This window comes from Pseudomonas sp. IC_126 (genome assembly GCF_004331835.1).
In the GTDB taxonomy this organism is placed as follows: domain Bacteria; phylum Pseudomonadota; class Gammaproteobacteria; order Pseudomonadales; family Pseudomonadaceae; genus Stutzerimonas.
Window position 1 is genome coordinate 92,573 of sequence record NZ_SJSS01000008.1, and the last position, 22,829, is coordinate 115,401.

18 protein-coding genes are annotated in these 22,829 nt (G+C 59.7%); 13 read left to right on the plus strand and 5 right to left on the minus strand.

The genetic code is table 11. The features are described from left to right. Positions 1-328 precede the first annotated feature (328 nt). Positions 329-1,342 carry a porphobilinogen synthase gene (gene hemB / locus E0D86_RS19930; protein ID WP_131651772.1) on the plus strand — a complete coding sequence of 338 codons (1,014 nt, stop codon included), beginning with the start codon at positions 329-331 and terminating at the stop codon, positions 1,340-1,342. A 19-nt stretch (positions 1,343-1,361) separates the two neighbouring features. Beyond that, positions 1,362-3,569 carry a polyphosphate kinase 1 gene (gene ppk1 / locus E0D86_RS19935; protein WP_131651773.1) on the plus strand — a complete coding sequence of 736 codons (2,208 nt, stop codon included), beginning with the start codon at positions 1,362-1,364 and terminating at the stop codon, positions 3,567-3,569. A 61-nt stretch (positions 3,570-3,630) separates the two neighbouring features. On the opposite strand, the gene ppx is transcribed toward ppk1, so the two are convergent. Next, a complete protein-coding gene (ppx, locus tag E0D86_RS19940) occupies positions 3,631-5,133 on the minus strand; it encodes an exopolyphosphatase (RefSeq protein ID WP_131651774.1) in 1,503 nt (500 codons plus the stop codon). A 210-nt stretch (positions 5,134-5,343) separates the two neighbouring features. Between ppx and trxA the strand changes: the two genes are divergently transcribed. The 4 genes from trxA to E0D86_RS19960 all read left to right on the plus strand — a co-directional run bounded on the left by trxA (position 5,344) and on the right by E0D86_RS19960 (position 9,759). Continuing rightward, positions 5,344-5,670: a thioredoxin TrxA gene (trxA, locus tag E0D86_RS19945; RefSeq protein WP_021207111.1), complete on the plus strand. Its 327-nt coding sequence runs from the start codon at positions 5,344-5,346 to the stop codon at positions 5,668-5,670. Positions 5,671-5,903: 233 nt separating this feature from the next. Beyond that, on the plus strand, positions 5,904-7,163 hold the full coding sequence (gene rho / locus E0D86_RS19950; protein ID WP_131651775.1) for a transcription termination factor Rho: 1,260 nt from the start codon (positions 5,904-5,906) through the stop codon (positions 7,161-7,163). 123 nt (positions 7,164-7,286) lie between these two features. Further along, complete coding sequence (gene ubiD / locus E0D86_RS19955) at positions 7,287-8,753, plus strand: 4-hydroxy-3-polyprenylbenzoate decarboxylase (protein WP_131651776.1); 1,467 nt, start codon at positions 7,287-7,289, stop codon at positions 8,751-8,753. A 34-nt stretch (positions 8,754-8,787) separates the two neighbouring features. Then, on the plus strand, positions 8,788-9,759 hold the full coding sequence (locus E0D86_RS19960; protein ID WP_131651777.1) for a CDP-6-deoxy-delta-3,4-glucoseen reductase: 972 nt from the start codon (positions 8,788-8,790) through the stop codon (positions 9,757-9,759). 45 nt (positions 9,760-9,804) lie between these two features. Here E0D86_RS19960 and E0D86_RS19965 read toward each other — a convergent pair whose 3' ends face one another. From E0D86_RS19965 to E0D86_RS19975, 3 genes are all read right to left on the minus strand, one after another. Then, positions 9,805-10,464 (minus strand): SPOR domain-containing protein, encoded by a 660-nt coding sequence (locus E0D86_RS19965; RefSeq protein WP_131651778.1) that lies wholly within the window; start codon positions 10,462-10,464, stop codon positions 9,805-9,807. Next, complete coding sequence (argS, locus tag E0D86_RS19970) at positions 10,465-12,204, minus strand: arginine--tRNA ligase (RefSeq protein WP_131651779.1); 1,740 nt, start codon at positions 12,202-12,204, stop codon at positions 10,465-10,467. Positions 12,205-12,341: 137 nt separating this feature from the next. After that, positions 12,342-14,564: a primosomal protein N' gene (locus tag E0D86_RS19975; RefSeq protein WP_131651780.1), complete on the minus strand. Its 2,223-nt coding sequence runs from the start codon at positions 14,562-14,564 to the stop codon at positions 12,342-12,344. A gap of 209 nt (positions 14,565-14,773) precedes the next feature. Here E0D86_RS19975 and rpmE point away from each other — a divergent pair, with 209 nt between their 5' ends. From rpmE to E0D86_RS19990, 3 genes are all read left to right on the plus strand, one after another. Next, complete coding sequence (gene rpmE / locus E0D86_RS19980) at positions 14,774-14,986, plus strand: 50S ribosomal protein L31 (protein WP_131651781.1); 213 nt, start codon at positions 14,774-14,776, stop codon at positions 14,984-14,986. Positions 14,987-15,009: 23 nt separating this feature from the next. Next, positions 15,010-15,804, plus strand: coding sequence for a thermonuclease family protein (locus tag E0D86_RS19985; RefSeq protein WP_131651782.1), 795 nt, complete (start codon positions 15,010-15,012; stop codon positions 15,802-15,804). A 170-nt stretch (positions 15,805-15,974) separates the two neighbouring features. Continuing rightward, a complete protein-coding gene (locus E0D86_RS19990) occupies positions 15,975-17,243 on the plus strand; it encodes a malic enzyme-like NAD(P)-binding protein (protein ID WP_131651783.1) in 1,269 nt (422 codons plus the stop codon). A gap of 160 nt (positions 17,244-17,403) precedes the next feature. On the opposite strand, the gene E0D86_RS19995 is transcribed toward E0D86_RS19990, so the two are convergent. After that, a complete protein-coding gene (locus E0D86_RS19995; RefSeq protein WP_131651784.1) occupies positions 17,404-19,845 on the minus strand; it encodes a penicillin-binding protein 1A in 2,442 nt (813 codons plus the stop codon). 184 nt (positions 19,846-20,029) lie between these two features. Between E0D86_RS19995 and E0D86_RS20000 the strand changes: the two genes are divergently transcribed. Genes E0D86_RS20000 through pilP form a run of 4 tightly spaced genes read left to right on the plus strand, consistent with a single transcriptional unit; the run spans position 20,030 to position 22,810 of the window. Next, on the plus strand, positions 20,030-21,094 hold the full coding sequence (locus E0D86_RS20000; RefSeq protein ID WP_131651785.1) for a pilus assembly protein PilM: 1,065 nt from the start codon (positions 20,030-20,032) through the stop codon (positions 21,092-21,094). After that, positions 21,094-21,666: a type 4a pilus biogenesis protein PilN gene (pilN, locus tag E0D86_RS20005; protein WP_131651786.1), complete on the plus strand. Its 573-nt coding sequence runs from the start codon at positions 21,094-21,096 to the stop codon at positions 21,664-21,666. The genes E0D86_RS20000 and pilN overlap by 1 nt, the downstream gene beginning before the upstream one ends. Further along, positions 21,663-22,286: a type 4a pilus biogenesis protein PilO gene (pilO, locus tag E0D86_RS20010; protein WP_131651787.1), complete on the plus strand. Its 624-nt coding sequence runs from the start codon at positions 21,663-21,665 to the stop codon at positions 22,284-22,286. The genes pilN and pilO overlap by 4 nt, the downstream gene beginning before the upstream one ends. Beyond that, positions 22,283-22,810, plus strand: coding sequence for a type 4a pilus biogenesis lipoprotein PilP (gene pilP / locus E0D86_RS20015; protein ID WP_131651788.1), 528 nt, complete (start codon positions 22,283-22,285; stop codon positions 22,808-22,810). Before pilO ends, pilP begins: the two co-directional genes overlap by 4 nt. Positions 22,811-22,829: the final 19 nt, after the last annotated feature.

Below are 22,829 nucleotides of genomic sequence, written 5' to 3' on the forward strand. Positions count from 1 at the left end.
GGCCTGAATTAAAAGCTAGCGGTTCAGTTCTGGCGGCGCATTTTGCTGACAGACCGCATGCAAAACTCATTCGCCAGTTTTTACACGAGCTTCAACGGCAGCCGGTTGTACTGTTGGATTCCTCGCCAGGACGGGTGTTCAGTCGAAGCCAGGGCTTGCACGCAGGCTTTCAGCCAGACGGTTGCCCGATCAAAGCACTGGCAGTGCCTGCCTCGGCTGGCGACAATGAGGGCAACGCGCGGCGTCGTTTAACGGCGCTGTCATCAATCGGTCACGAAGTCGGCCTATAAACGTCATATTCGCCCGTTCTGCGGGCCAGGAGTTCGCTGTGAGTTTCGTTCCTGCCAATCGATTGTTTCCCGCTACTCGCCTGCGTCGTAACCGTCGTGACGATTTTTCCCGGCGGCTGGTGCGCGAACATAAGCTGAGCGTGGACGACCTGATTCTGCCTGTGTTCGTCCTCGATGGCGAAAATCGCCGCGAGCAGGTGCCTTCGATGCCCGGCGTTGAGCGTCTGTCCATTGATCTGTTGCTCGAAGAGGCAGAGGAATTGGTGGCGCTGGGCATTCCGGCGCTGGCGCTGTTTCCGGTCACGCCACTGGAGAAGAAATCCCTGGACGCGGCCGAAGCCTGGAATCCGGACGGCATCGCCCAGCGCGCCACGCGCGCACTGCGTGAGCGGTTCCCGGAGCTGGGCATCATCACCGACGTTGCGCTCGACCCGTTCACCACCCATGGCCAGGACGGCATTCTGGATGAGCAGGGCTATGTGCAGAACGATGTGACGGTCGATGCGCTGGTCCGCCAGGCGCTCTCCCATGCCGAGGCCGGCGCCCAGGTGTTGGCGCCGTCAGACATGATGGATGGGCGCATCCAGGCCATCCGCGAGGCGCTCGAAGTGGCCGAGCATCACAACGTGCGCATCATGGCCTACTCGGCCAAATATGCCAGCGCCTACTATGGCCCGTTCCGCGATGCGGTGGGGTCGGCCGGTAATCTCGGCAAGGGAAGCAAGAACACCTATCAGATGGACCCGGCCAACAGTGACGAGGCGCTGCACGAAGTGGGCGCCGATCTCTCCGAGGGTGCCGACATGGTCATGGTCAAGCCGGGCATGCCCTATCTCGACATTCTCTGGCGGGTCAAGGATGCCTTCCGCGTGCCGACGTTCGTCTATCAGGTCAGTGGCGAATACGCGATGCATAAGGCCGCCATCCAGAACGGTTGGTTGAGCGAGGCGGTGATTCTGGAGTCGCTGACCGCCTTCAAACGTGCCGGCGCCGATGGCATCCTCACCTACTTCGCCAAACAGGCCGCACAACAATTGAAACAGGGGCACTGAGCCCCTTCGAGGCAGACCCATGACCAACCAGGGACTCAGCGAAAGCGAATTGCAGCTTGCCAACAACGAGGCGCAACCCCTAGAGGAGCTGGCTGCGCCAGTTCCCGAGGTGGAGACGCAGGAGGAGGCGCCCGTACCGGCACCGCAGCCAGCGCCCAACCTGGACGACAACAGCCTCTATATCCATCGTGAGTTGTCGCAGCTGCAATTCAATATCCGCGTGCTGGAGCAGGCGCTGGATGAGTCCAATCCGTTGCTGGAACGGTTGAAGTTCCTGCTGATCTTTTCCAGCAACCTCGACGAATTCTTCGAGATTCGCGTCGCCGGGCTGAAGAAGCAGGTTACCTATGCCCGCGAACAGGCCGGCGCCGACGGGCTGCAGCCGCATCAGGCGCTGGCGCGGATTTCCGAGCTAGTCCACGAACAGGTCAGCCGGCAGTATTCGATCCTCAACGAAGTGCTGCTGCCGGAGCTGGCCGAGCACCAGGTGCGCTTCATTCGTCGCCGTCACTGGACGGTCAAGATCAAAACTTGGGTGCGTCGTTATTTCCGTGACGAAATCGCGCCGATCATCACCCCGATCGGGTTGGACCCGACGCATCCGTTTCCCTTGCTGGTCAACAAAAGTCTCAACTTCATCGTCGAACTTGAAGGCATCGACGCCTTTGGTCGGGACTCGGGACTGGCGATCATTCCGGCGCCGCGACTGTTGCCGCGAGTGATCCGCGTACCGGAAGAGGTGGGTGGGGCGGGCGCCAATCATGTATTCCTTTCGTCGATGATCCACGCGCACGCGGACGATCTATTCCACGGCATGAAGGTTAAGGGCTGCTATCAGTTCCGCCTGACGCGCAACGCCGACCTTTCGGTCGATACCGAGGATGTCGAGGACCTCGCGAGGGCGTTGCGCGGCGAGCTGATGTCCCGACGCTACGGCGATGCGGTGCGTCTGGAGGTAGCCGATACCTGCCCACCTCACCTGGCCAATTTCCTGCTCAAGCAATTCAGCCTCAGCGAGAGCGAACTGTATCGAGTGAACGGGCCGGTCAACCTGACCCGACTGTTCAGCATCACAGGGCTGGATAGCCATCCGCAGCTGCAATACATGCCCTTCACTCCGGCGATTCCAAAACTTCTGCAGAACAGCGAAAACATCTTCAACGTCGTCGGCAAGCAGGACATCCTGCTGTTGCACCCGTACGAATCCTTCACGCCGGTCATCGACCTGTTGCGCGAGGCGGCCAAGGACCCTTGCGTGCTGGCGGTCAAGCAAACGCTCTATCGCTCCGGCGCCAACTCGGAGATCGTCGATGCGCTGGTCGAGGCGGCGCGCAATGGCAAGGAAGTCACTGCGGTGATCGAGTTGCGTGCACGGTTCGACGAGGAATCCAACCTGCAGCTGGCCAGCCGCCTGCAGCAGGCCGGCGCGGTCGTCATCTACGGCGTGGTTGGTTACAAGACCCACGCCAAGATGATGCTGATCCTGCGCCGCGAAAACGGCGAACTGCGCCGCTACGCTCATCTAGGGACCGGCAACTATCACGCTGGCAACGCGCGGTTGTACACCGATTACAGCCTGCTGACCTCGGACGATGCGCTTTGCGAAGACGTCTCCAAACTGTTCAGCCAGCTGATCGGCATGGGCAAGACGATGCGCATGAAAAAGCTCCTGCACGCGCCGTTCACGCTGAAGAAATCGTTGCTCGACATGATCACGCAGGAGACTCAGCACGCCAGCGAAGGCAAACCGGCGCACATCATTCTCAAGGTCAACTCGTTGACCGATCCGAAGATGATCCGTGCGTTGTACAAGGCTAGCCAGACGGGCGTGCGCATCGACCTGATCGTGCGTGGCATGTGCTGCTTGCGCCCGGGAATTCTGGGCGTCTCGCACAACATCCAGGTGCGCTCGATCATCGGACGCTTCCTTGAACACAGTCGGGTCTTTTACTTCCTCAACGGTGGCGACGAGAAACTCTACCTGTCCAGTGCCGACTGGATGGAACGCAATCTGGACCGTCGCGTCGAGACCTGCTTCCCCGTCGAAGGTAAGAAGCTGATCACGCGGGTGAAAAAAGAACTGGAAGGATTCCTGACCGACAATACCCAGAGCTGGGTGCTGCAGCCCGATGGCAGCTACGTGCGTAACAGTCCGAGTGGCAACCAGAACCCGCGTAACGTGCAGAGCGCTCTGCTGGAGCGCCTGGGTAGCCCGAGCGCGCGCTGACGCGCCCGGTGCGTGAGATCGCCGACGCTTGAGCTGCGCGCCCGCGTGGTCGGGCGCGCGCTCAGCGTACCGTCAAGGTGAAATCAATGCGCTTCAGCCATTCCGCTTCCAAGGCGAAATCGGCCTGGGTCAACGGATTGTTTTCCAGCCAGCCGCTGGGAAAGGCCACGTCGAGGCTGTTGTCGTCAGCCTTGAGCGTGAACGCCGGCGCCTGCTGCGGCCCGCGGATGTGGTGGAACAGGATGGCGAACCGCAATAGCACGCAGAGGCGGGTCAGCTTCACGCCGTCCTCACTCAGCTCTTCGAACTTTTGCCTCGGTATGTTGCGACGATGCCCGCGCACCAGTAGCGCGAGCATTTGCTGATCCTGACGTGAGAAACCCGGAAGATCAGAGTGCTCGATCAGGTAGGCGCCGTGTTTGTGGTAATGGTAGTGCGCGATATCAAGGCCCACTTCGTGCACCCGAGCAGCCCAAGTCAGCAGCTCACGGTGCCAGTCCTCGACTAGCTCCCAATCGGCCGACACTTGGTCGAGCGCCTCCAGAGCCTTGCTTTCAACCCGCGCCGCCTGCTCGTTGTCGACGTGATAGCGCTCCATGAGAAAGCTCAGGGTGCGGCTGCGGATGTCTTCCTGATGATGGCGGCCGATGAGGTCGTAGAGCACGCCTTCGCGTAGCGCGCCCTCGGAATGCGCCATGCTGCTGAGTTCCAGCGCATCGAACGCCGCTTCAAGGATGGCCAGGCCTGCGGGAAAAATGCTGCGACGATCCGGCTTGATGCCGTCCATGTCGATCCTGTCTACATCGCCCAGCTTGAACAGCTTGCGCTTGAGCCACCCCAGTCCTTCGCTGGTCACCTGGCCATTGCTCAACCCCGCGCCTTTGATCGCCAGACCGATGGCGCGAATGGTGCCGGACGCGCCGACCGTATCCTGCCAGCCGAGCCGGCGCAGACCATGCTCGATGCTCATCAGCTCGAGTCGTGCCGCCGTGTAGGCCTGGGCATAGCGTGCAGCGGTGATCTTGCCGTCACGGAAGAAACGCTGGGTGAAGCTCACGCAACCCATCTGCAGGCTCTCGCGCAGCAGCGAATCGAAACCCTCACCGATGATGAACTCGGTACTGCCGCCGCCGATATCGATGACCAGCCGCTTGCCGGGCGCCGTCGGGAAGGTGTGCGACACCCCGAGATAGATCAGTCGCGCTTCTTCCCGGCCGGAAATCACTTCAACCTGATGATTGATGATCGTCTCGGCCTGGCGGATGAACAGCGCTCGATTGCGAGCTTCACGCAGGGCGTTGGTGCCTACCACACGCACCGAGCCTTGAGGCAGATGATTGACCAGTTGCGCGAAGCGGCGCAGACAGTCGAGGCCGCGCTGCATGGCGGCATCGTCGAGCATTCGGTTCTCATCGATGCCGGCGGCCAATTGAACCTTTTCACCGAGCCGCTCAAGGATGCGCATTTCGCCGTTGCTGATGCGGGCCAGGACCATGTGGAAGCTGTTGGATCCGAGATCGAGGGCGGCGATCAGTGGAGAGGGTTCGGCGGCTGGTGGGGGCATGGCGCGGTCTCTGTGCAAAACCCCGACATCCTGACATGATCATCGGCATCCGCCAACGCGCAGCGCCTTCACGTAGGGCCCGATTATCGGCCACAGGGCTTGTAATTCGTCGCCGTGCCCCGATTGACCAAGTAACAGGCTGCGACTTTCGGTCCGCATCAAGCCGGGCTATGATGGCGTCACTTTCAGTTTTGACCCTGGAGAACATCCATGAGCGAATACATCAACAATGTCAGCGACAGCAGTTTCGAGCAGGACGTGCTCCAGGCAGATGGCCCTGTGCTGGTCGATTACTGGGCCGAGTGGTGTGGTCCATGCAAGATGATCGCTCCGGTACTCGATGAGATCGCCAAGGATTACGAGGGCAAGCTCAAGGTCTGCAAGCTGAACATCGACGAGAATCAGGAAACCCCGCCGAAGTACGGCGTTCGCGGCATTCCGACACTGATGCTGTTCAAGAACGGCAACGTCGAAGCCACCAAGGTTGGCGCTTTGTCGAAGTCGCAGCTGGCTGCGTTTCTCGACAGCAACATCTGAGTTAGAGAAGCGCTGCTATCCAAAGCCCCCGCAAATGCGGGGGCTTTTTTCTTGCGGCAGGGTGGACGCTTCGTCTGCGCGGTGCTAAATTCGGCCCCGCGACGCTTCTTCCGTCGCCCTCTGCATGCCGTCGCCGACGCACTTCAGCCTCATAAAGCACAACGAATCTGTTCGTATCCTGCTGCGCGGCTTCTAAAGCTAATCGCTTTCTTCATCCTTCCTGATCTCTTTCTATGAATCTGACCGAACTTAAGCAAAAGCCCATCACCGAGCTGCTGGAAATGGCCGAACAGATGGGCATCGACAACATGGCCCGTTCGCGTAAGCAGGACGTGATTTTCTCCCTGCTGAAAAAGCACGCGAAAAGCGGCGAGGAAATCTCCGGTGATGGCGTGCTGGAGATTCTCCAGGATGGCTTCGGCTTCCTGCGCTCCGCGGATTCGTCATACCTCGCCGGCCCTGACGACATCTATGTCTCGCCGAGCCAGATCCGCCGCTTCAACCTGCGCACCGGCGACACCATTGTCGGCAAGATTCGTCCGCCTAAAGAAGGCGAGCGTTATTTCGCGCTGCTCAAAGTCGATACGATCAATTTCGACCGGCCGGAAAACGCCAAGAGCAAGATCCTGTTCGAGAACCTGACGCCGCTGTTCGCCAACAAGCGGCTGACGATGGAAGCCGGAAACGGCTCCACCGAAGACCTGACCGGCCGGGTGATCGACCTCTGCGCGCCGATCGGCAAGGGTCAGCGTGGCCTGATCGTCGCTCCGCCGAAAGCGGGCAAGACGATCATGCTGCAGAACATCGCCAGCAACATCACCCGCAATAACCCCGAGTGCCACCTGATCGTCTTGTTGATCGACGAGCGCCCGGAGGAAGTGACCGAAATGCAGCGCACCGTGCGCGGCGAAGTGGTCGCGTCCACCTTCGACGAGCCGCCGACTCGCCACGTGCAGGTCGCCGAAATGGTGATCGAGAAGGCCAAGCGCCTGGTCGAGCACAAAAAGGATGTGGTCATCCTGCTCGATTCCATCACCCGTCTGGCGCGCGCCTACAACACTGTTATCCCAAGCTCTGGCAAGGTGTTGACCGGTGGTGTCGACGCCCATGCGCTGGAAAAGCCCAAGCGCTTCTTCGGCGCCGCGCGCAACATCGAGGAAGGCGGCAGCCTGACGATTCTCGCCACCGCGCTGGTGGAAACCGGCTCGAAGATGGACGAGGTGATCTACGAGGAATTCAAGGGCACCGGTAACCTCGAGCTGCAGCTGGACCGCCGCATCGCCGAGAAACGTGTGTTCCCTGCCATCAACATCAACCGATCGGGCACTCGTCGCGAAGAGTTGCTGACCAGCGAAGAGGAGCTGCAGCGCATCTGGATTCTGCGCAAGCTGCTGCACCCGATGGATGAAAGCGCCGCCATCGAGTTCCTGCTGGACAAGCTCAAGGACACCAAGACCAACGATGAATTCTTCATGTCGATGAAGCGCAAGTAAGCGTCTGGTCGTGCCACCGAGGCCGGGGAAACCTGGCCTTTGTCTGTCTGCAGGTTTTGGAATCGGCCGCGCCAAGGCTAAACTCTGCGCCTCGACACTTGCCGGCCCATGCGAGGCTCAAGCATGCAGTATCGCGATTTGCGCGACTTTATCAGTGGCTTGGAACAGCGCGGCGAACTCAAGCGCGTTTCGGCCGCCGTCTCTCCCGTTCTGGAAATGACTGAAGTATGTGACCGCACTCTGCGTAAGCAGGGCCCGGCGTTGCTTTTCGAAAATCCGACCGGCTTCGACATGCCGGTGCTGGGCAACCTGTTCGGCACGCCCAAACGCGTCGCGCTCGGTATGGGCGCCGAGGAAGTCTCGGAACTCCGTGAGATCGGCAAGCTGCTGGCCTTTCTCAAAGAGCCGGAGCCGCCGAAAGGCCTCAAGGATGCCTGGAGCAAGCTGCCGATCTATAAGAAGGTCATCAGCATGGCGCCCAAGGTGCTCAAGGATGCGCCCTGCCAGGAAGTGGTGATAGAAGGCGAGGACGTCGATTTGTCCGCGCTGCCGGTACAGACCTGTTGGCCGGGCGATGCCGCGCCGCTGATTACCTGGGGCCTGACCATCACCAAGGGACCGAACAAGGATCGGCAGAATCTGGGTATCTATCGTCAGCAGGTGATTGGCCGCAACAAGGTCATCATGCGCTGGCTCAGCCATCGCGGTGGTGCGCTGGATTACCGTGAGTGGTGCGAGAAATATCCCGATCGACCCTACCCGGTCGCGGTGGCACTTGGCGCAGACCCGGCCACCATTCTCGGCGCCGTCACGCCGGTACCCGATTCGCTCTCCGAATACGCCTTTGCCGGCCTGTTGCGCGGCAGCCGCACCGAGCTGGTGAAATGCCGCGGCAGCGATCTGCAGGTCCCGGCCGGTGCCGAAATCATTCTCGAAGGGCACATCTATCCCGGCGAGATGGCCGACGAAGGGCCCTACGGCGACCACACCGGCTATTACAACGAAGTGGATCGCTTCCCCGTGTTCACCATCGAGCGCATCACCAAGCGCCGCGATGCGATCTACCACAGCACCTACACCGGCCGCCCGCCGGACGAGCCGGCGATCCTTGGCGTGGCGCTCAACGAAGTCTTCGTGCCGATCCTGCAGAAGCAGTTCCCGGAAATCACCGATTTCTACCTGCCGCCTGAAGGTTGTTCCTACCGCATGGCGGTGGTGACCATGAAGAAGCAGTACCCCGGCCATGCCAAGCGGGTGATGCTTGGCGTGTGGAGCTTCCTGCGCCAGTTCATGTACACCAAGTTCGTCATCGTTACCGACGACGACATCGATGCTCGCGACTGGAACGATGTGATATGGGCGATCACCACACGCATGGACCCCAAGCGCGATACGGTGATGATCGAGAACACGCCCATCGATTACCTTGATTTTGCCTCTCCGGTATCCGGCCTCGGCAGCAAGATGGGGCTCGACGCCACGCACAAGTGGCCGGGCGAGACCAGCCGCGAGTGGGGTCGCGCCATCGTTCAGGATGAGGCGGTCAAACGCCGGGTCGACGAACTCTGGGCTGAGCTGGGCATCGACTGATGATCCGTAGTCGTTATTTCAGGTTTTTGCATAGATGAAAGTTACGCTACAACCCTCTGGGGCCGTGCTTGAAGTCCAGCGGGGCGAGCTGATACTCGACGCTGCCCGGCGCCTGGGCTACGACTGCCCGCAGGCCTGTCGCAACGGTAACTGTCTGGTCTGCGCGGCCTTGCTGGTCAATGGTCGGGTGCGCCAGCGTGGTGTAAGTCAGGATCATGGCGAGGTTTTCGCCTGTCTGGCCGAGCCTGAAGAGGATTGTGTCCTGCTATGGGACGGCGTGCTCGCCCCTGGCGAGCTGCCGGTACGGACGTTCGGTTGCCAGCTGATCAGTTGCCAGGACGTGGGCGGCGACGTGTTCCGGTTGCTGCTCCGCGCGCCTGCAGGCAAGCCGCCGCGCTATCACGCCGGACAGTACCTGCTGCTGAAGCGCGAAGACGGCGAGTTCAGTGCCTTTTCCCTGGCGTCTGCGCCGGGGCGTGGTCGTGAACTGGAACTGCATGTGCTGGCACGTGAGCCGTCGACGATCGGTTTGCTCGATTTCATCAGGCGCCAAGGGATGGTCAGCGTGCAGATGCCGTTCGGCGATACGCATCTCGCCGAGCTCCCGAATGGACCGCTGGTACTGATCGCGGCCGGAACCGGAATGGCGCAGATGCACAGCCTGATCGAACATTGCCGGGCCGAGGGCTTCGCCCATCCGGTGCATCTGTACTGGGGCGTGCGCCGGCCGGAAGACTTCTATCAGTTACCCCACTGGGATGAGTGGCGAGAGATGCCCAATCTATTTCTCCACCAAGTGGTCAGTGACGTCTGTGGCTGGCAGGGGCGTTGCGGCATGCTGCACGAAGCCGTATGCGAGGACTTCGGTGATCTCAAGCCGGTGCATGTCTATGCCAGCGGTTCGCCGGCAATGATCTACGGCACGCTGGATGCGCTGGTAGAGGCGGGGATGGACGCGACCCAGATGCGCGCCGATGTCTTCGCTTACGCGCCGCGGGAAGGCTAGAGCCGCTGTTTCGCGGCTCTTGTGTGTTTCGGGTGACGCCTTGGTTTAGCGTGCCTGCCGTTGCTGAAGCAGCAAGTTGTTGTAGCCGCTTGCAGATAGCGTCTTCTGTGCCTGACCAAGCTGCTCCCGATTGGCGAAGGGGCCGACCAGAACGCGGTACCAATCCTCATCACGAACGGTGACGTTCTCGACACGCACATCCTGACCCAGCAGGATGATCTGAGCCCTGACCTTTTCCGCTTCCTGCTGCTTGCGGAACGAGCCGGCCTGCAGGAAGAACTGGGTAACCGGCGCCTTGGCCACCAGCGGTGGAGGCGGCGGTACCTGGCCGTTCAGCGCAGCTTCTGCCCGCGCCGTGTCGATCTTGGCGGCTTCTTCGGGTGTCACCGGCTTGGGCGGTTCGGGCTTAGACGCTTCCGGCGGCAGAATCACTTCGGACTCAGGTAGCAACGTATAGAAGTCGTACTTGGGCTTTACCGGTTGCTCCTGTGCCGGCAAGGAGCGCTTCGGTTGCTCTTTAGGCTTGGGTGCGTCCGTGGTGCGCTTGATCTCGTCCCGGCCGGGTTCGAGGTTCATCAGGAACGTGATGAAACCGCCGATGACCAAACCACAAACCAGCCAGACCCAGCCGGGTACGGGCTTTTTGGCGGGCGCCTGATAGCGGCTCGCCCCGCGCTTGGGGGCGGGTTTTTTCCTGGTTGCCACTTACATCCGCTCCAGGGTTTCCAGGCCGAGCAATTCCAGGCCTTGCTTGAGGGTCTTGCCGGTCAGCGCGGCCAGGCGCAGGCGACTCTGCTTCGCAGTGTCGCTATCGGCGGTGAGTATCGGGCAGTGTTCGTAGAAGCTCGAAAACAACCCGGCCAGATCGTACAGGTAGCTGCATAGCAAATGCGGGACGCCCTTCTCGCCGACACCATTCAGTACTTCTGCGAACTGGGCAAGCTTCGCGCCCAGCGCTTGTTCCTGTTCGGCTTGCAGCTGTATCTCGCCGGTCAGGCCGTCCATCCCGGTACCAAGCTTGCGGAACACGCTGGCCACGCGGGTGTAAGCATAGAGAAGATAGGGCGCGGTGTTGCCTTCGAAACTGAGCATCTGTTCGAAGTTGAAGCTGTAGTCGCTGGTGCGGTGCTTGGACAGGTCCGCATATTTCACTGCGCCGATACCGACGGCGCGAGCGATCTGGCGGAGCTCTGCCTCGTCCAGATCCGGGTTCTTGCCCTTCACCAGGCTGTAGGCGCGCTGTTCGGCTTCGTCGAGCAGGTCGACCAGCTTCACGGTGCCACCGTCGCGAGTCTTGAATGGCCGGCCATCGGCACCGTTCATGGTGCCGAAACCCATGTGCTCGAGCTGCATGTCGCTGCTGACGAAGCCGGCAAGGCGCGCGACTTCGAAGGCCATCTGGAAGTGCAGGGCCTGGCGTTGATCGACGAAGTACAGGGCGCGATCGGCTTTCAATTGCTGGCTGCGGTAGCGCATGGACGCCAGATCGGTGGTGGCATAGAGGTAGCCGCCGCCGGCCTTCTGCACGATGACCGGGAGCGGGTTGCCCTCGGCGTTCTTGAATTCCTCGATAAACACGCACTGGGCGCCGTTGCTTTCGCTCAAAAGCCCCTTGGCTTTCAATGACTCGACGATGTCGCCCAGCTCGGCGTTGTAGGCACTTTCGCCTTTGACGTCGTCAGGGGTGAGTTTGACGTTCAGGCGGTCGTAGACCTTCTGGCAGTGCGACAGGGAAATCTCGTTGAAGCGATTCCACAGGCGCAGGCAGTCGGCGTCGCCGGCCTGCAGCTTCACTACCAGTTCGCGGGCTCGATCGGCGAACGCGGCAGAATCATCGAAGCGCTGTTTCGCGGCGCGATAGAACTGTTCCAGGTCGGACAGCTCCGTTTCGGCGGCGGCGGGGTTTTCCTCTAGGTAAGCGAGCAACATGCCGAACTGCGTACCCCAATCACCGACGTGGTTCTGCCGGATCACCTCGTCGCCGAGAAACTCCAGCACGCGCGCCACCGCATCGCCGATGATGGTCGAGCGCAGGTGGCCAACGTGCATTTCCTTCGCCAGGTTCGGCGACGACAGGTCAATTACGACTCGCTGCGTTGGACCTGCCTTGCTGACGCAGAGATGCGGGTCGCCGAGCGCCGCGTCAAGACGTTGGGCGAGCGCGGCGCTGTTCTGAAAGAAGTTGAGAAAGCCCGGGCCGGCGATCTCCACCTTGCTAACGCTGGGGTCCGCCGGTAATGCCTCGATGAGCTTCTGGGCCAGGTCGCGGGGTTTCATTCCGGCAGGTTTGGCCAGCATCATGGCGATGTTGCTGGCGAAGTCGCCGTGAGTCTTGTCGCGGGTGTTCTCCACCTGGATGGTCGGACTCAATCCTTCAGGCAGCACCCCTTCAGCGGTGAGGCGAACAAGGGCTTGCTGGATAAGGTGGCGAATGCTGTCTTTCATCGTTTGCTCGGTCGGCCCGGAGGCTTTGGTCGAAAACTGCGCATTATAAGAGCAGCGGCAAGCGACAAGCCACCAGGGCAAGCGGAAGCCAAAAAGCCGACGAAAGTTTGTAGCTGGATGGCTGCGGCAGGGCAGGGTTAGAACAAATCGATCGGATCGATATCCAGCGACCAGCGCACCGCGCGACTGGAAGGAAGTTGCTCGATTATTGGCAGCCATGCGTTCATCAACTTGTGCAGAGGGGCGCGGGCATTGGCCTGCAGCAACAGCTGGGCGCGATAACGCCCTGCGCGACGCTCCATTGGTGCCGGCACCGGTCCCAGCAGTTCGATACCGCTGAGGCCGAGCTGCGCCATGAGCTGTTCGGCCTCATGGCAGGCGTGATCGAGGAATTCTTCGGCCTGACCGGGCTTCGTCGCCTCGGCACGCAGCAGAGCCAGATGGCTAAATGGCGGCAGGCCAGCGGCACGGCGCTCGCTCAGTGCTTGGTCGGCAAAAGCGAAATAGCCTTGTTCGGTGAGCTGGACCAGCAGCGGGTGATCGGCAAGGTGTGTCTGAATGATGACTTTGCCGGTCTCTTCGGCGCGGCCCGCGCGACCGGCTACCTGGACGATTAGCTGGGCCATGCGCTCGCTGGCACGGAAGTCAGCCGAGAATAGCCCGCCATCGGCGTCGAGAATGGCGACCAGTGTGACGCGGGGGAAATGGTGACCTTTGGCAAGCATCTGGGTGCCGATCAGCAGGCAAGGTTCGCCGCGGTTGATGGTGGCCAGCAGCTGCTCCATCGAGCCCTTGCGCGAAGTGCTGTCGCGATCAATGCGCAGCACAGGATAGTCCGGAAAGATGATGCCCAATCGTTCTTCGGCGCGCTCGGTACCGGTTCCAACGGGGCGTAGATCGACGCTGTTGCAATCCGGGCAACTGCGCGGTGGGCGTTCGGCGTGGCCGCAATGGTGGCAGCGTAGCTCGTTGTGACGCTGATGCAGGGTCATTCTGGCGTCACAACGCGGGCATTGGCTGAGCCAGCCGCAATCGTGGCAAAGCAGCGATGGAGCGAAGCCGCGGCGGTTCAGGAACACGAGGACCTGTTGTCCGGCAGCGAGTGTCTGAGCCATGGCCTGCTGCAGCGGGCCGGAGATGCCTGAGTCCAGAGGTCGACTTTTCACATCCAGACGCAGAAAGCGTGGGGCCTGCGCATCGCCAGCGCGCTGGGTCAGCTTTAGCAGGGCGTAGCGGCCGCTGTGGGCATTGTGCAGGCTTTCCAGTGAGGGTGTGGCCGACCCCAGCAGAACCGGCAGATTCTCCTGGCGTGCTCTGACGATTGCCAGATTACGGGCGTGGTAGCGCAGGCCTTCCTGCTGTTTATACGAGGCGTCATGCTCCTCGTCGAGGATGATCAGCCCGGGGCTTTTCATCGGGGTGAACAGCGCTGAGCGGGTGCCGATGATGATGTCCGCCTCGCCGTCCCGTGCCGCCAGCCAGGCATCCAGGCGTTCACGGTCGTTGACGTTGGAGTGCAGTAGGGCGATGCGGGCGTTGAAGCGCTTCTCAAAGCGGGCCAGGGTTTGCGGGCCGAGGTTGATTTCGGGGATCAGCACCAAGGCCTGCTTGCCGGCTTTGAGCACCTGGTGGATCAGCTGCAGATAGACCTCGGTCTTGCCGCTGCCGGTGACGCCCGCCAGCAGAGATACCTGGAACCCATCCAGGCCGGCGCGAATGGCTTCGAACGCGGCGCGTTGTTCCTGATTCAGCGGCAGTTCAGGCTGTAGCAGCCAGCTGCCCTGATGGCGCTGAACCTGATGACTACGGCGGGTCTCGATGCGTAACAAACCCTTTTGCAGCAGCAGATCCAGGCTGTCCTTGCTCAATTGCAACTGGGTGAGTAGTGAGTGGGCCACGCCGTGGGGATGTTGGGCGATGGTTCTCAACGCCTCGCGCTGACGCGGAGCTCGGCTGAGGCGAGGGTCTTCGGGCCGCGCCCCGTCGGTGACATGCCAGAAACGCTCCTGTCTTGCCTCGGCGGGTTCGCCCTGGCGCAACAGAACCGGCAGTGCCCAACTGAAGGTATCGCCCAAGCTGTGCTGATAATACTGGGCAGTCCACAGACACAATCTGAACAGAGCGGACGGGAGCGGGGAGCGGGTATCGAGCAGCTCCAGCGCCGGTTTGAGCTTCGCTTCGGGGACCGCACTATGATCAACGACCTCAACCAGAACCCCGACGATTTCACGCCGCCCGAACGGCACGCGCAGCCGCATGCCTGGCTGCAGCGACGCGGGTGGGACGCTAGCGGGTGGAAGGTAGTCGAAGAGTCTGCGCAGCGGAGAGGGGAGCGCGAGACGGAGTATGGGTTGGGGCACGCGGTAGTCCTTAGCGACGAATGCCGATCTTAAACGATACGGCGCGATGACAGTGTCGCGATGCCTTGAGCGGGGCGGGTGTCCGCATCGGCACTATATGAGGCGATCAGCTGTCCTTGCATCGATATCGGGCTCTGGTATCATTCGCGCCCTTCCGTGCGGTACTCGACATAGGGTCGGGTGGCGGCACAAGTCCTAGAGGATTTTCCATGAAAGCCGATATCCATCCTAATTACGTTGAAATCGACGCCACTTGCAGCTGCGGCAACGTTATCAAGACTCGCTCCACGCTGGGCAAAGATCTGAGCATCGACGTCTGCTCCGAGTGCCATCCGTTCTACACCGGCAAGCAGAAAGTGCTAGATACCGGCGGCCGTATCGACCGCTTCAAGCAGCGTTTCGGTGTGTTCGGCGCCAAGTAAGCTGTCGCCGCGACGGAAATCCCATGAGGTTTTCCGAGCAACTGAAAAAGGCGTCCCTGGTGGGCGCCTTTTTCGTTTGTGCCATTTTCAGCCTGCAGGCGCAGGCGTTCTGTCCCGTCAGTGGTCCGCTGTCACGAGTAAAGGTGGCGACGGTCATCGATGGCGATACGTTGCGCCTGGCCGATGGGCGCAACGTGCGCCTCATCGGCGTGAATGCGCCTGAGATGGGCCGCAAGGGACGCAGTGCCGAGCCTTTCGCGGATGCGGCCCGGCAACGACTGCAGGCATTGGTGAAAGCCAGCGGTGGGCGGTTGGATCTGCGCCTCGGTCAACAGGCTCGGGATCACTACGGCCGTCTTCTGGCCCATGCCTTCAACGATCGCGGCGAGAACCTGGAAGCTGTGCTGCTTGCCGAAGGGCTGGGTTTCTTTGTGGCTATCGCGCCCAATAGCTTGTTGGCCGATTGTCACCGAGCCGTAGAGCGTCAGGCCCGCTCCGCCGGCGAGGGGGTATGGCGCCGATCTCCGGTAATCTCGACGGAGCGTTTACGCCATGGCGGTTTTGCGCTGGTCCGGGCACGTGTCGATCGGCTGGAGGTGAATCGGGGTGGCGTCTGGCTGGAACTGGACGGCCCATTGGTCCTGCAGATTCCGCGCGATGCCGTTGCGGGGTTTGACGATTCATTGAAAGACCTGCCCGGCAAAGAGATCGAGGCAAGGGGTTGGGTGGTCGATCGCAAGGGGCGCGCGAATTTGTCGCAGCAGGCGCGCTGGTTGCTGAGAATAAGCCACCCATCGATGCTCGCTCCGCTGCCCTGACGCGTTTTACGCGCGGCGCAGGAGGTATAGGGATCGTTGCTCGCCTGTCATCTGAAGGTCGTAGAGCGAGCACTTGACAGTCAGCTTTTTCCATTGGGTTGTGACGGCGATCAGTCTTGGCGTATGCTCGGCGGCCTGTCTGTCCCAGAAAAAACAAGCGGAAATGCCCCATGACTGACCTGAAAACAGCCGCGCTCGAATACCACGCCAAGCCCCGTCCGGGAAAGCTGAGCGTCGAGTTGACCAAGCCCACTTCCACCGCTCGGGACCTGGCATTGGCCTACAGCCCTGGCGTAGCAGAGCCGGTACGAGAAATCGGCCGTGACCCGGAGCTGGCTTACCGATACACCGGTAAAGGCAATCTGGTCGCTGTGATTTCCGATGGCACCGCGATTCTTGGCCTTGGCAACCTTGGGCCGTTGGCATCCAAGCCGGTTATGGAAGGCAAGGGTGTCCTGTTCAAGCGCTTCGCCGGCGTCGACGTGTTCGATATCGAAGTCGATGCGGAAAGCCCGCAGGCCTTCATTGATACGGTCAAGCGCATCTCCATCACCTTCGGTGGCATCAACCTGGAAGATATCAAGGCCCCGGAATGCTTCGAGATCGAGCGCGCGCTGATCGAGCAGTGCGATATCCCGGTGTTTCATGATGACCAGCACGGTACTGCCATCGTTACCGCGGCGGGCATGCTCAACGCACTGGAGATCGCCGGCAAAACGCTGGAGCAGGCCAAGATCGTCTGCCTCGGTGCAGGCGCTGCGGCGACTTCCTGCATGAAGTTGCTGGTGAGCATGGGTGCGAAGATCGAGAACATCTTCATGATCGATCGCAAGGGTGTCATCCATGCCGGCCGCGACGACCTAAACCAGTACAAGGCTGTATTTGCTCACGAAACCGACAAGCGCACGCTGGATGATGCGCTCGATGGCGCGGATGTCTTCGTTGGTTTGTCTGGCGCCAACCTGCTGAGCGCTGAAGGACTCAATCGCATGGCGGCGAACCCGGTAGTCTTTGCTTGCTCGAACCCGGATCCTGAGATCAGCCCGGAACTGGCACGCGCGACACGTTCCGATGTGATCATGGCGACGGGGCGCTCGGATTACCCGAACCAGGTCAACAATGTGCTGGGTTTCCCTTTCATTTTCCGTGGGGCATTGGACGTTCGTGCGTCGCGCATCAACGAGGAAATGAAGATCGCCGCCGCACTGGCGCTGCGAGACTTGGCCAAACTTCCGGTTCCGGCTGAAGTAGCCTCCGCTTATGGCGTAGAACAGCTGCAGTTCGGTCGTGAATACATCATTCCGAAGCCGATGGATCCACGCTTGATTACCCTCGTTTCCGATGCGGTGGCCAAGGCGGCGATCGAAAGTGGCGTGGCGACCCTGCCGTACCCGTCGAACTACCCGCTCAAATCGGTCGACGACGTGTTCAATGTCTGACTAGGTCTGGCATGGCCCCGCTTTGGCGGGGCTTGCAGCATGAAAAAAAACCCGGCTTCGGTCGGGTTTTTTTTATTTGGCGCTGCTTTTTAATGGAGAAGAATTGCCTTAAAGATTCTGAATAGCTCAGCCGTTGTCACAGCTGAGCCGTTCTGGTGGGTTAGAACAGGTCGATGGGTGCGGCTTCGGACGCAGGTAGCGGACTGCCGGGCAACGTGGAGCCAGGAATGATCTCGTCATCCATGTTGGGCGGTGAGTCTTCACTTCGAAAGATTTCGAAATAGGCATCTGGTGTGCCCGGAGAAGCTGCGCGGCCGCTTTTCGGGTCGATCCGCAGTGTCAGGATTCCTTCGGGTTCGGCAGGTGCATGCTCGGGAATGCCTTCCAGTACCGAACTCATGTAATCGATCCAGATAGGCAGCGCCACCGTTCCTCCGTACTCCCGCCGACCAAGCGTTTGTGGCTGATCGAAGCCGGCCCAGACCGTTGTCACGATGTCCGCGTTATAGCCGGAAAACCAGCTGTCCTTGGACTCGTTTGTGGTGCCGGTCTTCCCGGCGATATCGCTACGTCCCATCGCCAGCGCCTTTCTGCCCGTGCCGCGCTTGATAACGTCCTGCAGCATGCTGGTCATGATGTACGCGGTGCGCTCGTCAATGATTTGCTCGGCATGCAGCGGTTGCTGCGTGTCTAGATCCGATGTGCCCATCGGCGGGGCGTCGCTCTGAGCGTAAGTGGTCACCTGTGCTTCACCATCTTCCACTTGAGCGGCGCTGCGTTGCGGCACGCGCACAGGATTTGCCTCGAATATGGTCTTGCCGTCTCGATCCTCGATCCGCTCGATCAGGTAGGGTTCGATCTTGTAACCACCATTGGCGAAAGCGGTCCAGCCAATGGTTACTTCCATGGGGGTCAGGGTTGCGGTGCCAAGTGCGAGCGAGAGGTTCGGGGGCAGGTCCTCGCCTTTGAAGCCAAAGCGCTTGATGTAATCGACCGTGTAGGGAATGCCCAGGGTTTGCAGAAGGCGAATCGAAACCAGATTGCGCGACTTGTACAGGGCTTCGCGCAGGCGTATCGGACCTAGGAACGTGTTGTTGTCATTCTTTGGGCGCCAAACGCGATCGAGGCCTTCCTCGACGAAGACGATAGGTGAGTCGTTTACCAGGGTTGCGGGGGTAAATCCGGCATCCAGTGCCGCGCTGTAGACGAAGGGTTTGAAGCTGGATCCAGGTTGGCGCTTGGCCTGGATGGCACGGTTGTAATTGCTTTGGCCAAAGGAAAAGCCGCCGGTCAAGGCTTCGATAGAGCCATCAATAGGGTCGATAGATACAAGAGCGCCCTGCACTTGAGGCACTTGGGTGAACAGCGTTTCATCACCCGTGATGCTGACGCGGATCACGTCCCCAACGTTGACTACATCCGATGGGGCTTTGGGTTGCGGCCCAAGGCTGTTGCTGTTGATGAACGGGCGGGCCCACTTCATGCTCTCCCATCCGATGCTCCGCTCGCTGCCGTCACGAAGGATGACCTTGATGGCGTCTTTGGAAATCGCACTGACTACAGCGGGTAGTAGGCCGGACTGGCTGCGATAAGTGCCCAGTTCTTTCAGCCATTCTTCATGATCAGTACCTGCCAGCTGAGCTTCCGGACCACGATAGCCGTGACGCTGGTCGTATTCGATCAAGCCCCGTGTCAGAGCCTCATTGGCGGCAATCTGGCGTTCACTGGTTGTGGTGGTATAAACGCGGAAACCGTCGGTGTAGGCTGCGCTGCCGAAGCGGCCCACCATTTCAGCGCGCGCCATTTCGGCTATATAAGGGGCGTTGAGTTCGGGCGAGGAGCCGTGATAGGACGCGTCGACAACTTCCGCCAGTGCTTGTTGGTAGCGCGCCTCGTCTATTCTTCCCAGTCGATACATCCGGCCCAGAATCCAATCACGCCGCTCCTTGGCGCGTTCAGCGTTGGCCAGCGGATTGAAAGCCGATGGCGCCTTGGGTAGGCCTGCGATCATGGCCATTTGCGCCAGACTCAGCTCGCTCATTGATTTGCCATAGTAGACGTGGGCTGCGGCCTCGATGCCATAGGCGCGATTGCCTAGATAGATTTTGTTGACGTACAGCTCGAGAATCTCGTCCTTGCTCAGCTCTCTTTCGATCTGGAGCGCAAGGAGTATCTCGTTGATCTTGCGCGAAAAGCTCCGCTCGCTGGTCAGAAAGTAATTTTTTGCGACCTGCATGGTAATAGTGCTGCCGCCGGTCTGAATCTGGCCGGTTTTCAATAATTGCGTGGCAGCGCGCATCAGGCTTTTCACGTCGACGCCATAATGGTTAGCGAAGTTATCGTCTTCGGCGGCCAACAGCGCGGCGATAAAGTCTTTGGGTATTTCGTCGAAGCCGATAGGGGAGCGACGCATTTCGCCATACTCGGCGATCAGCTTGTTGTCATTGCTATAGACGCGCAGCGGTATCTGAAGCTGGATGCTGCGCAGCGATTCAACTGACGGCAAGTTGGGGCTGAGATACAGGAAAGCGCCACTCAAACTGAGCAAAAGCCCGCAGAAAATAGCCAGGCACGACCATAGGAAAAACTTCAGAAAACGCATCGGGGTTCTTTGAATCCAGGGTGGGGAATGAGGGGTAAGCCGCAGACGATGCTGAAAGGAAAAACCGTTCACATTATAAGCGGTTTTTTTGCCGGGGAGCCATTTGCGCTTCTGTCAAGGCTGTTATCTAATGCGGACAAACATAATTAATCCGTAAGTGGCGGATAAAGATAGGAAATCGGCCGTGCTAGGGCTCTTCACTAAGAAAGCGAACACGCTGCTTGGGATCGACATCAGTTCGACGTCCGTCAAGCTACTCGAATTAAGCCGCTCAGGCTCCCGATATAGGGTTGAGTCCTATGCGGTCGAACCGCTTCCGCCAAATGCCGTGGTGGAAAAGAACATTGCTGAACTCGAAGGTGTAGGTCAGGCGCTGACTCGGTTGTTAGCCAAGGCCAAAACCGGAGTCAAGTCGGCCGCCGTAGCTGTTTCCGGTTCGGCAGTCATCACCAAGAGCATCGAGATGGAAGCCGGATTGTCTGATGACGATCTGGAAAACCAGCTGAAGATCGAGGCGGACCAATACATTCCTTATCCGCTGGAAGAAGTCGCGATAGATTTCGAAGTGCAGGGCGCTGCGCCTCGTTCTCCGGGACGCGTCGAAGTGCTTCTGGCCGCGTGCCGCAAGGAGAACGTGGAGATTCGCGAGGCGGCGCTCGCTCTTGCGGGGTTGACGGCCAAGGTCGTTGATGTCGAAGCCTATGCGCTGGAGCGTTCTTACAATCTATTGGCGCCGCAATTGGGCGCTGGTCATGATGAGCTGACAGTGGCACTCGTGGATATCGGCGCGACCATGACCACGCTGAGCGTGCTGCATAACGGTCGCACCATCTATACGCGCGAACAGTTGTTCGGTGGCCGCCAGCTCACCGAGGAAATCCAGCGTCGCTACGGCCTTTCGATGGAAGAGGCCGGTCTGGCCAAAAAGCAGGGAGGCCTTCCAGACGACTATGACAGCGAAGTGTTGCAGCCGTTCAAAGAGGCGGTTGTTCAGCAGGTTTCACGCTCGCTGCAGTTCTTCTTCGCTGCGGGGCAGTTCCATGATGTGGACTACATCCTTTTGGCGGGCGGTACGGCTTCAATCCCCGGGCTGGATCGGTTGATTCAGCAGAAAATCGGAACCCAGACTTTAGTCGCCAACCCTTTTGCCGATATGGCTTTGAGCGGCAAGGTTAACGCGGGTGCACTGGCTAGTGATGCGCCATCGCTGATGATTGCCTGTGGGTTGGCCTTGAGGAGTTTCGACTGATGGCCCGGATCAACCTTTTACCTTGGCGAGAGCAGCTTCGCGAAGAGCGTAAGCAGCGCTTTCTGGTTTCCCTCGCCGGCGTTGCAATCCTGGCGGCGGGCCTGTTGTTTCTCGCAGATCAGTACCTCAATCACGCCATCGAGCGGCAGAACGCGCGGAACGACTTCGTCCGCAAGGAGATTGCCGTTCTGGATGCGCGAATCGCCGAGATCAAAGAGTTGCGTGAGCGTCGGCAGCAATTGCTCGAACGTATGAAGATCATTCAGGACCTGCAGGGCAATCGCCCCATCATTGGCAGGGTGTTCGATCAACTGGTACGTACGCTTCCCGATGGCGTGTATTTCACCGAGCTGAAAATGACCGGCAAGAACATCGCCATCGTTGGCGGCGCGGAATCCAATAACCGGGTCTCAAACCTGATGCGCAATTTGGATGGATCTGAATGGCTGGAAGCGCCAAACCTCAACGAAGTGAAGGCTGTTACTGCTGGTGCAGTGGATCAGGAGAACATGTTCCAGCTAACGGTGCAGCAGACGCAGCCGGCCGCAGTTGCTGAAGGAGATAAGCCATGAGTCTGGCTAGTTCTCTGGAAAGCCTGCGCAGCGTCGATCTCGCCGACCTGGATATGAATAATTTGGGCTCATGGCCCGCCGCGGTGAAGGTTATCGCCGCGATACTGCTGATGGTTCTGTTGCTCGGAGGAGGCTATTACTTCCATCTCAGCGATCTGCAGGCCGGACTTGATCAGCAGAAGGCTCAAGAGGAAACCTTGAAGCAGCAGTTCTCTTCGAAAGCGTTCCAGGCTGCGAACCTTGAGGCTTACAAGGCGCAGATGGTGGAAATGGAGGCGTCGTTTGGCGCGTTGCTACGCCAGCTGCCCAGCGACACTGAAGTTCCAGGCTTGCTTGAAGACATCACTCATACCGGTTTGGGTAGCGGGCTCGAGTTCGAAGAAATCAAGCTGCAGCCAGAAGTTACCCAGCAGTTCTACATCGAACTGCCGATACAGATCAAAGTGGTTGGCGGTTATCACGATCTTGCGACTTTTGTCAGTGGAGTGGCGAGCCTGCCGCGGATCGTCACCCTGCATGACTTCGAGATCAAGCCTCTCAGCAAGGATTCTTCTTCCAAGCTGCACATGAGCGTTCTGGCCAAGACCTACCGCTACAACGACAAGGGGCTGCAGAAATGAATGGAGCCCGAAATATTGCACTGGGCATGGCTCTAGTTTTGCTGACTGGCTGTGGCGTCAGCAGTGACTTCGAGGATCTGCGCGCTTACATGGACGACGTGCGGGCCAAGCCGAAAGGAACGATCGAGCCATTGCCAGCGTTCTTGCCATACGAGGCCTTCACCTATAGCGCGGCCTCGCTGCGGCATCCATTTCAGCCGCCAATGAAGATCGACCTGACCCAGCGGCAAAAAGGATCGAAAGACATTCGGCCTGACGAGACTCGCATCAAGCAGTTCCTCGAAGAGTTCAATATCGAAAACTTCGTCATGGTCGGAACATTGACCAATGATGCTGGGAGATACGCCTTGATCAAAGGTGGTGACGGGGTTCACCGAGTCAAGGTCGGTGACTATCTGGGGCGCAACCATGGTCGTATCGTTGATATCAGCGAAGCCGAGGTGGATGTGCTCGAAATCGTTCCTGACGGAGAGGGTGGTTGGCTTGAGCGCCCGCGCAGCCTGACTTTGAAAGAGCGTTCTTGAGTCATGGCAAAAATGGAAA

What these genes read in the sequence shown, in the direction of transcription:
- E0D86_RS19995 (WP_131651784.1), bottom strand. Translation starts at nt 19,845, where the DNA reads ATGCGTTTTCTGAAGTTTTTCCTATGGTCGTGCCTGGCTATTTTCTGC.
- ppx (WP_131651774.1), bottom strand. Translation starts at nt 5,133, where the DNA reads ATGCCCCCACCAGCCGCCGAACCCTCTCCACTGATCGCCGCCCTCGAT.
- pilP (WP_131651788.1), top strand. Translation starts at nt 22,283, where the DNA reads ATGAATGGAGCCCGAAATATTGCACTGGGCATGGCTCTAGTTTTGCTG.
- E0D86_RS19960 (WP_131651777.1), top strand. Translation starts at nt 8,788, where the DNA reads ATGAAAGTTACGCTACAACCCTCTGGGGCCGTGCTTGAAGTCCAGCGG.
- trxA (WP_021207111.1), top strand. Translation starts at nt 5,344, where the DNA reads ATGAGCGAATACATCAACAATGTCAGCGACAGCAGTTTCGAGCAGGAC.
- argS (WP_131651779.1), bottom strand. Translation starts at nt 12,204, where the DNA reads ATGAAAGACAGCATTCGCCACCTTATCCAGCAAGCCCTTGTTCGCCTC.
- E0D86_RS19990 (WP_131651783.1), top strand. Translation starts at nt 15,975, where the DNA reads ATGACTGACCTGAAAACAGCCGCGCTCGAATACCACGCCAAGCCCCGT.
- E0D86_RS19985 (WP_131651782.1), top strand. Translation starts at nt 15,010, where the DNA reads ATGAGGTTTTCCGAGCAACTGAAAAAGGCGTCCCTGGTGGGCGCCTTT.
- rpmE (WP_131651781.1), top strand. Translation starts at nt 14,774, where the DNA reads ATGAAAGCCGATATCCATCCTAATTACGTTGAAATCGACGCCACTTGC.
- rho (WP_131651775.1), top strand. Translation starts at nt 5,904, where the DNA reads ATGAATCTGACCGAACTTAAGCAAAAGCCCATCACCGAGCTGCTGGAA.
- pilO (WP_131651787.1), top strand. Translation starts at nt 21,663, where the DNA reads ATGAGTCTGGCTAGTTCTCTGGAAAGCCTGCGCAGCGTCGATCTCGCC.
- ubiD (WP_131651776.1), top strand. Translation starts at nt 7,287, where the DNA reads ATGCAGTATCGCGATTTGCGCGACTTTATCAGTGGCTTGGAACAGCGC.
- ppk1 (WP_131651773.1), top strand. Translation starts at nt 1,362, where the DNA reads ATGACCAACCAGGGACTCAGCGAAAGCGAATTGCAGCTTGCCAACAAC.
- pilN (WP_131651786.1), top strand. Translation starts at nt 21,094, where the DNA reads ATGGCCCGGATCAACCTTTTACCTTGGCGAGAGCAGCTTCGCGAAGAG.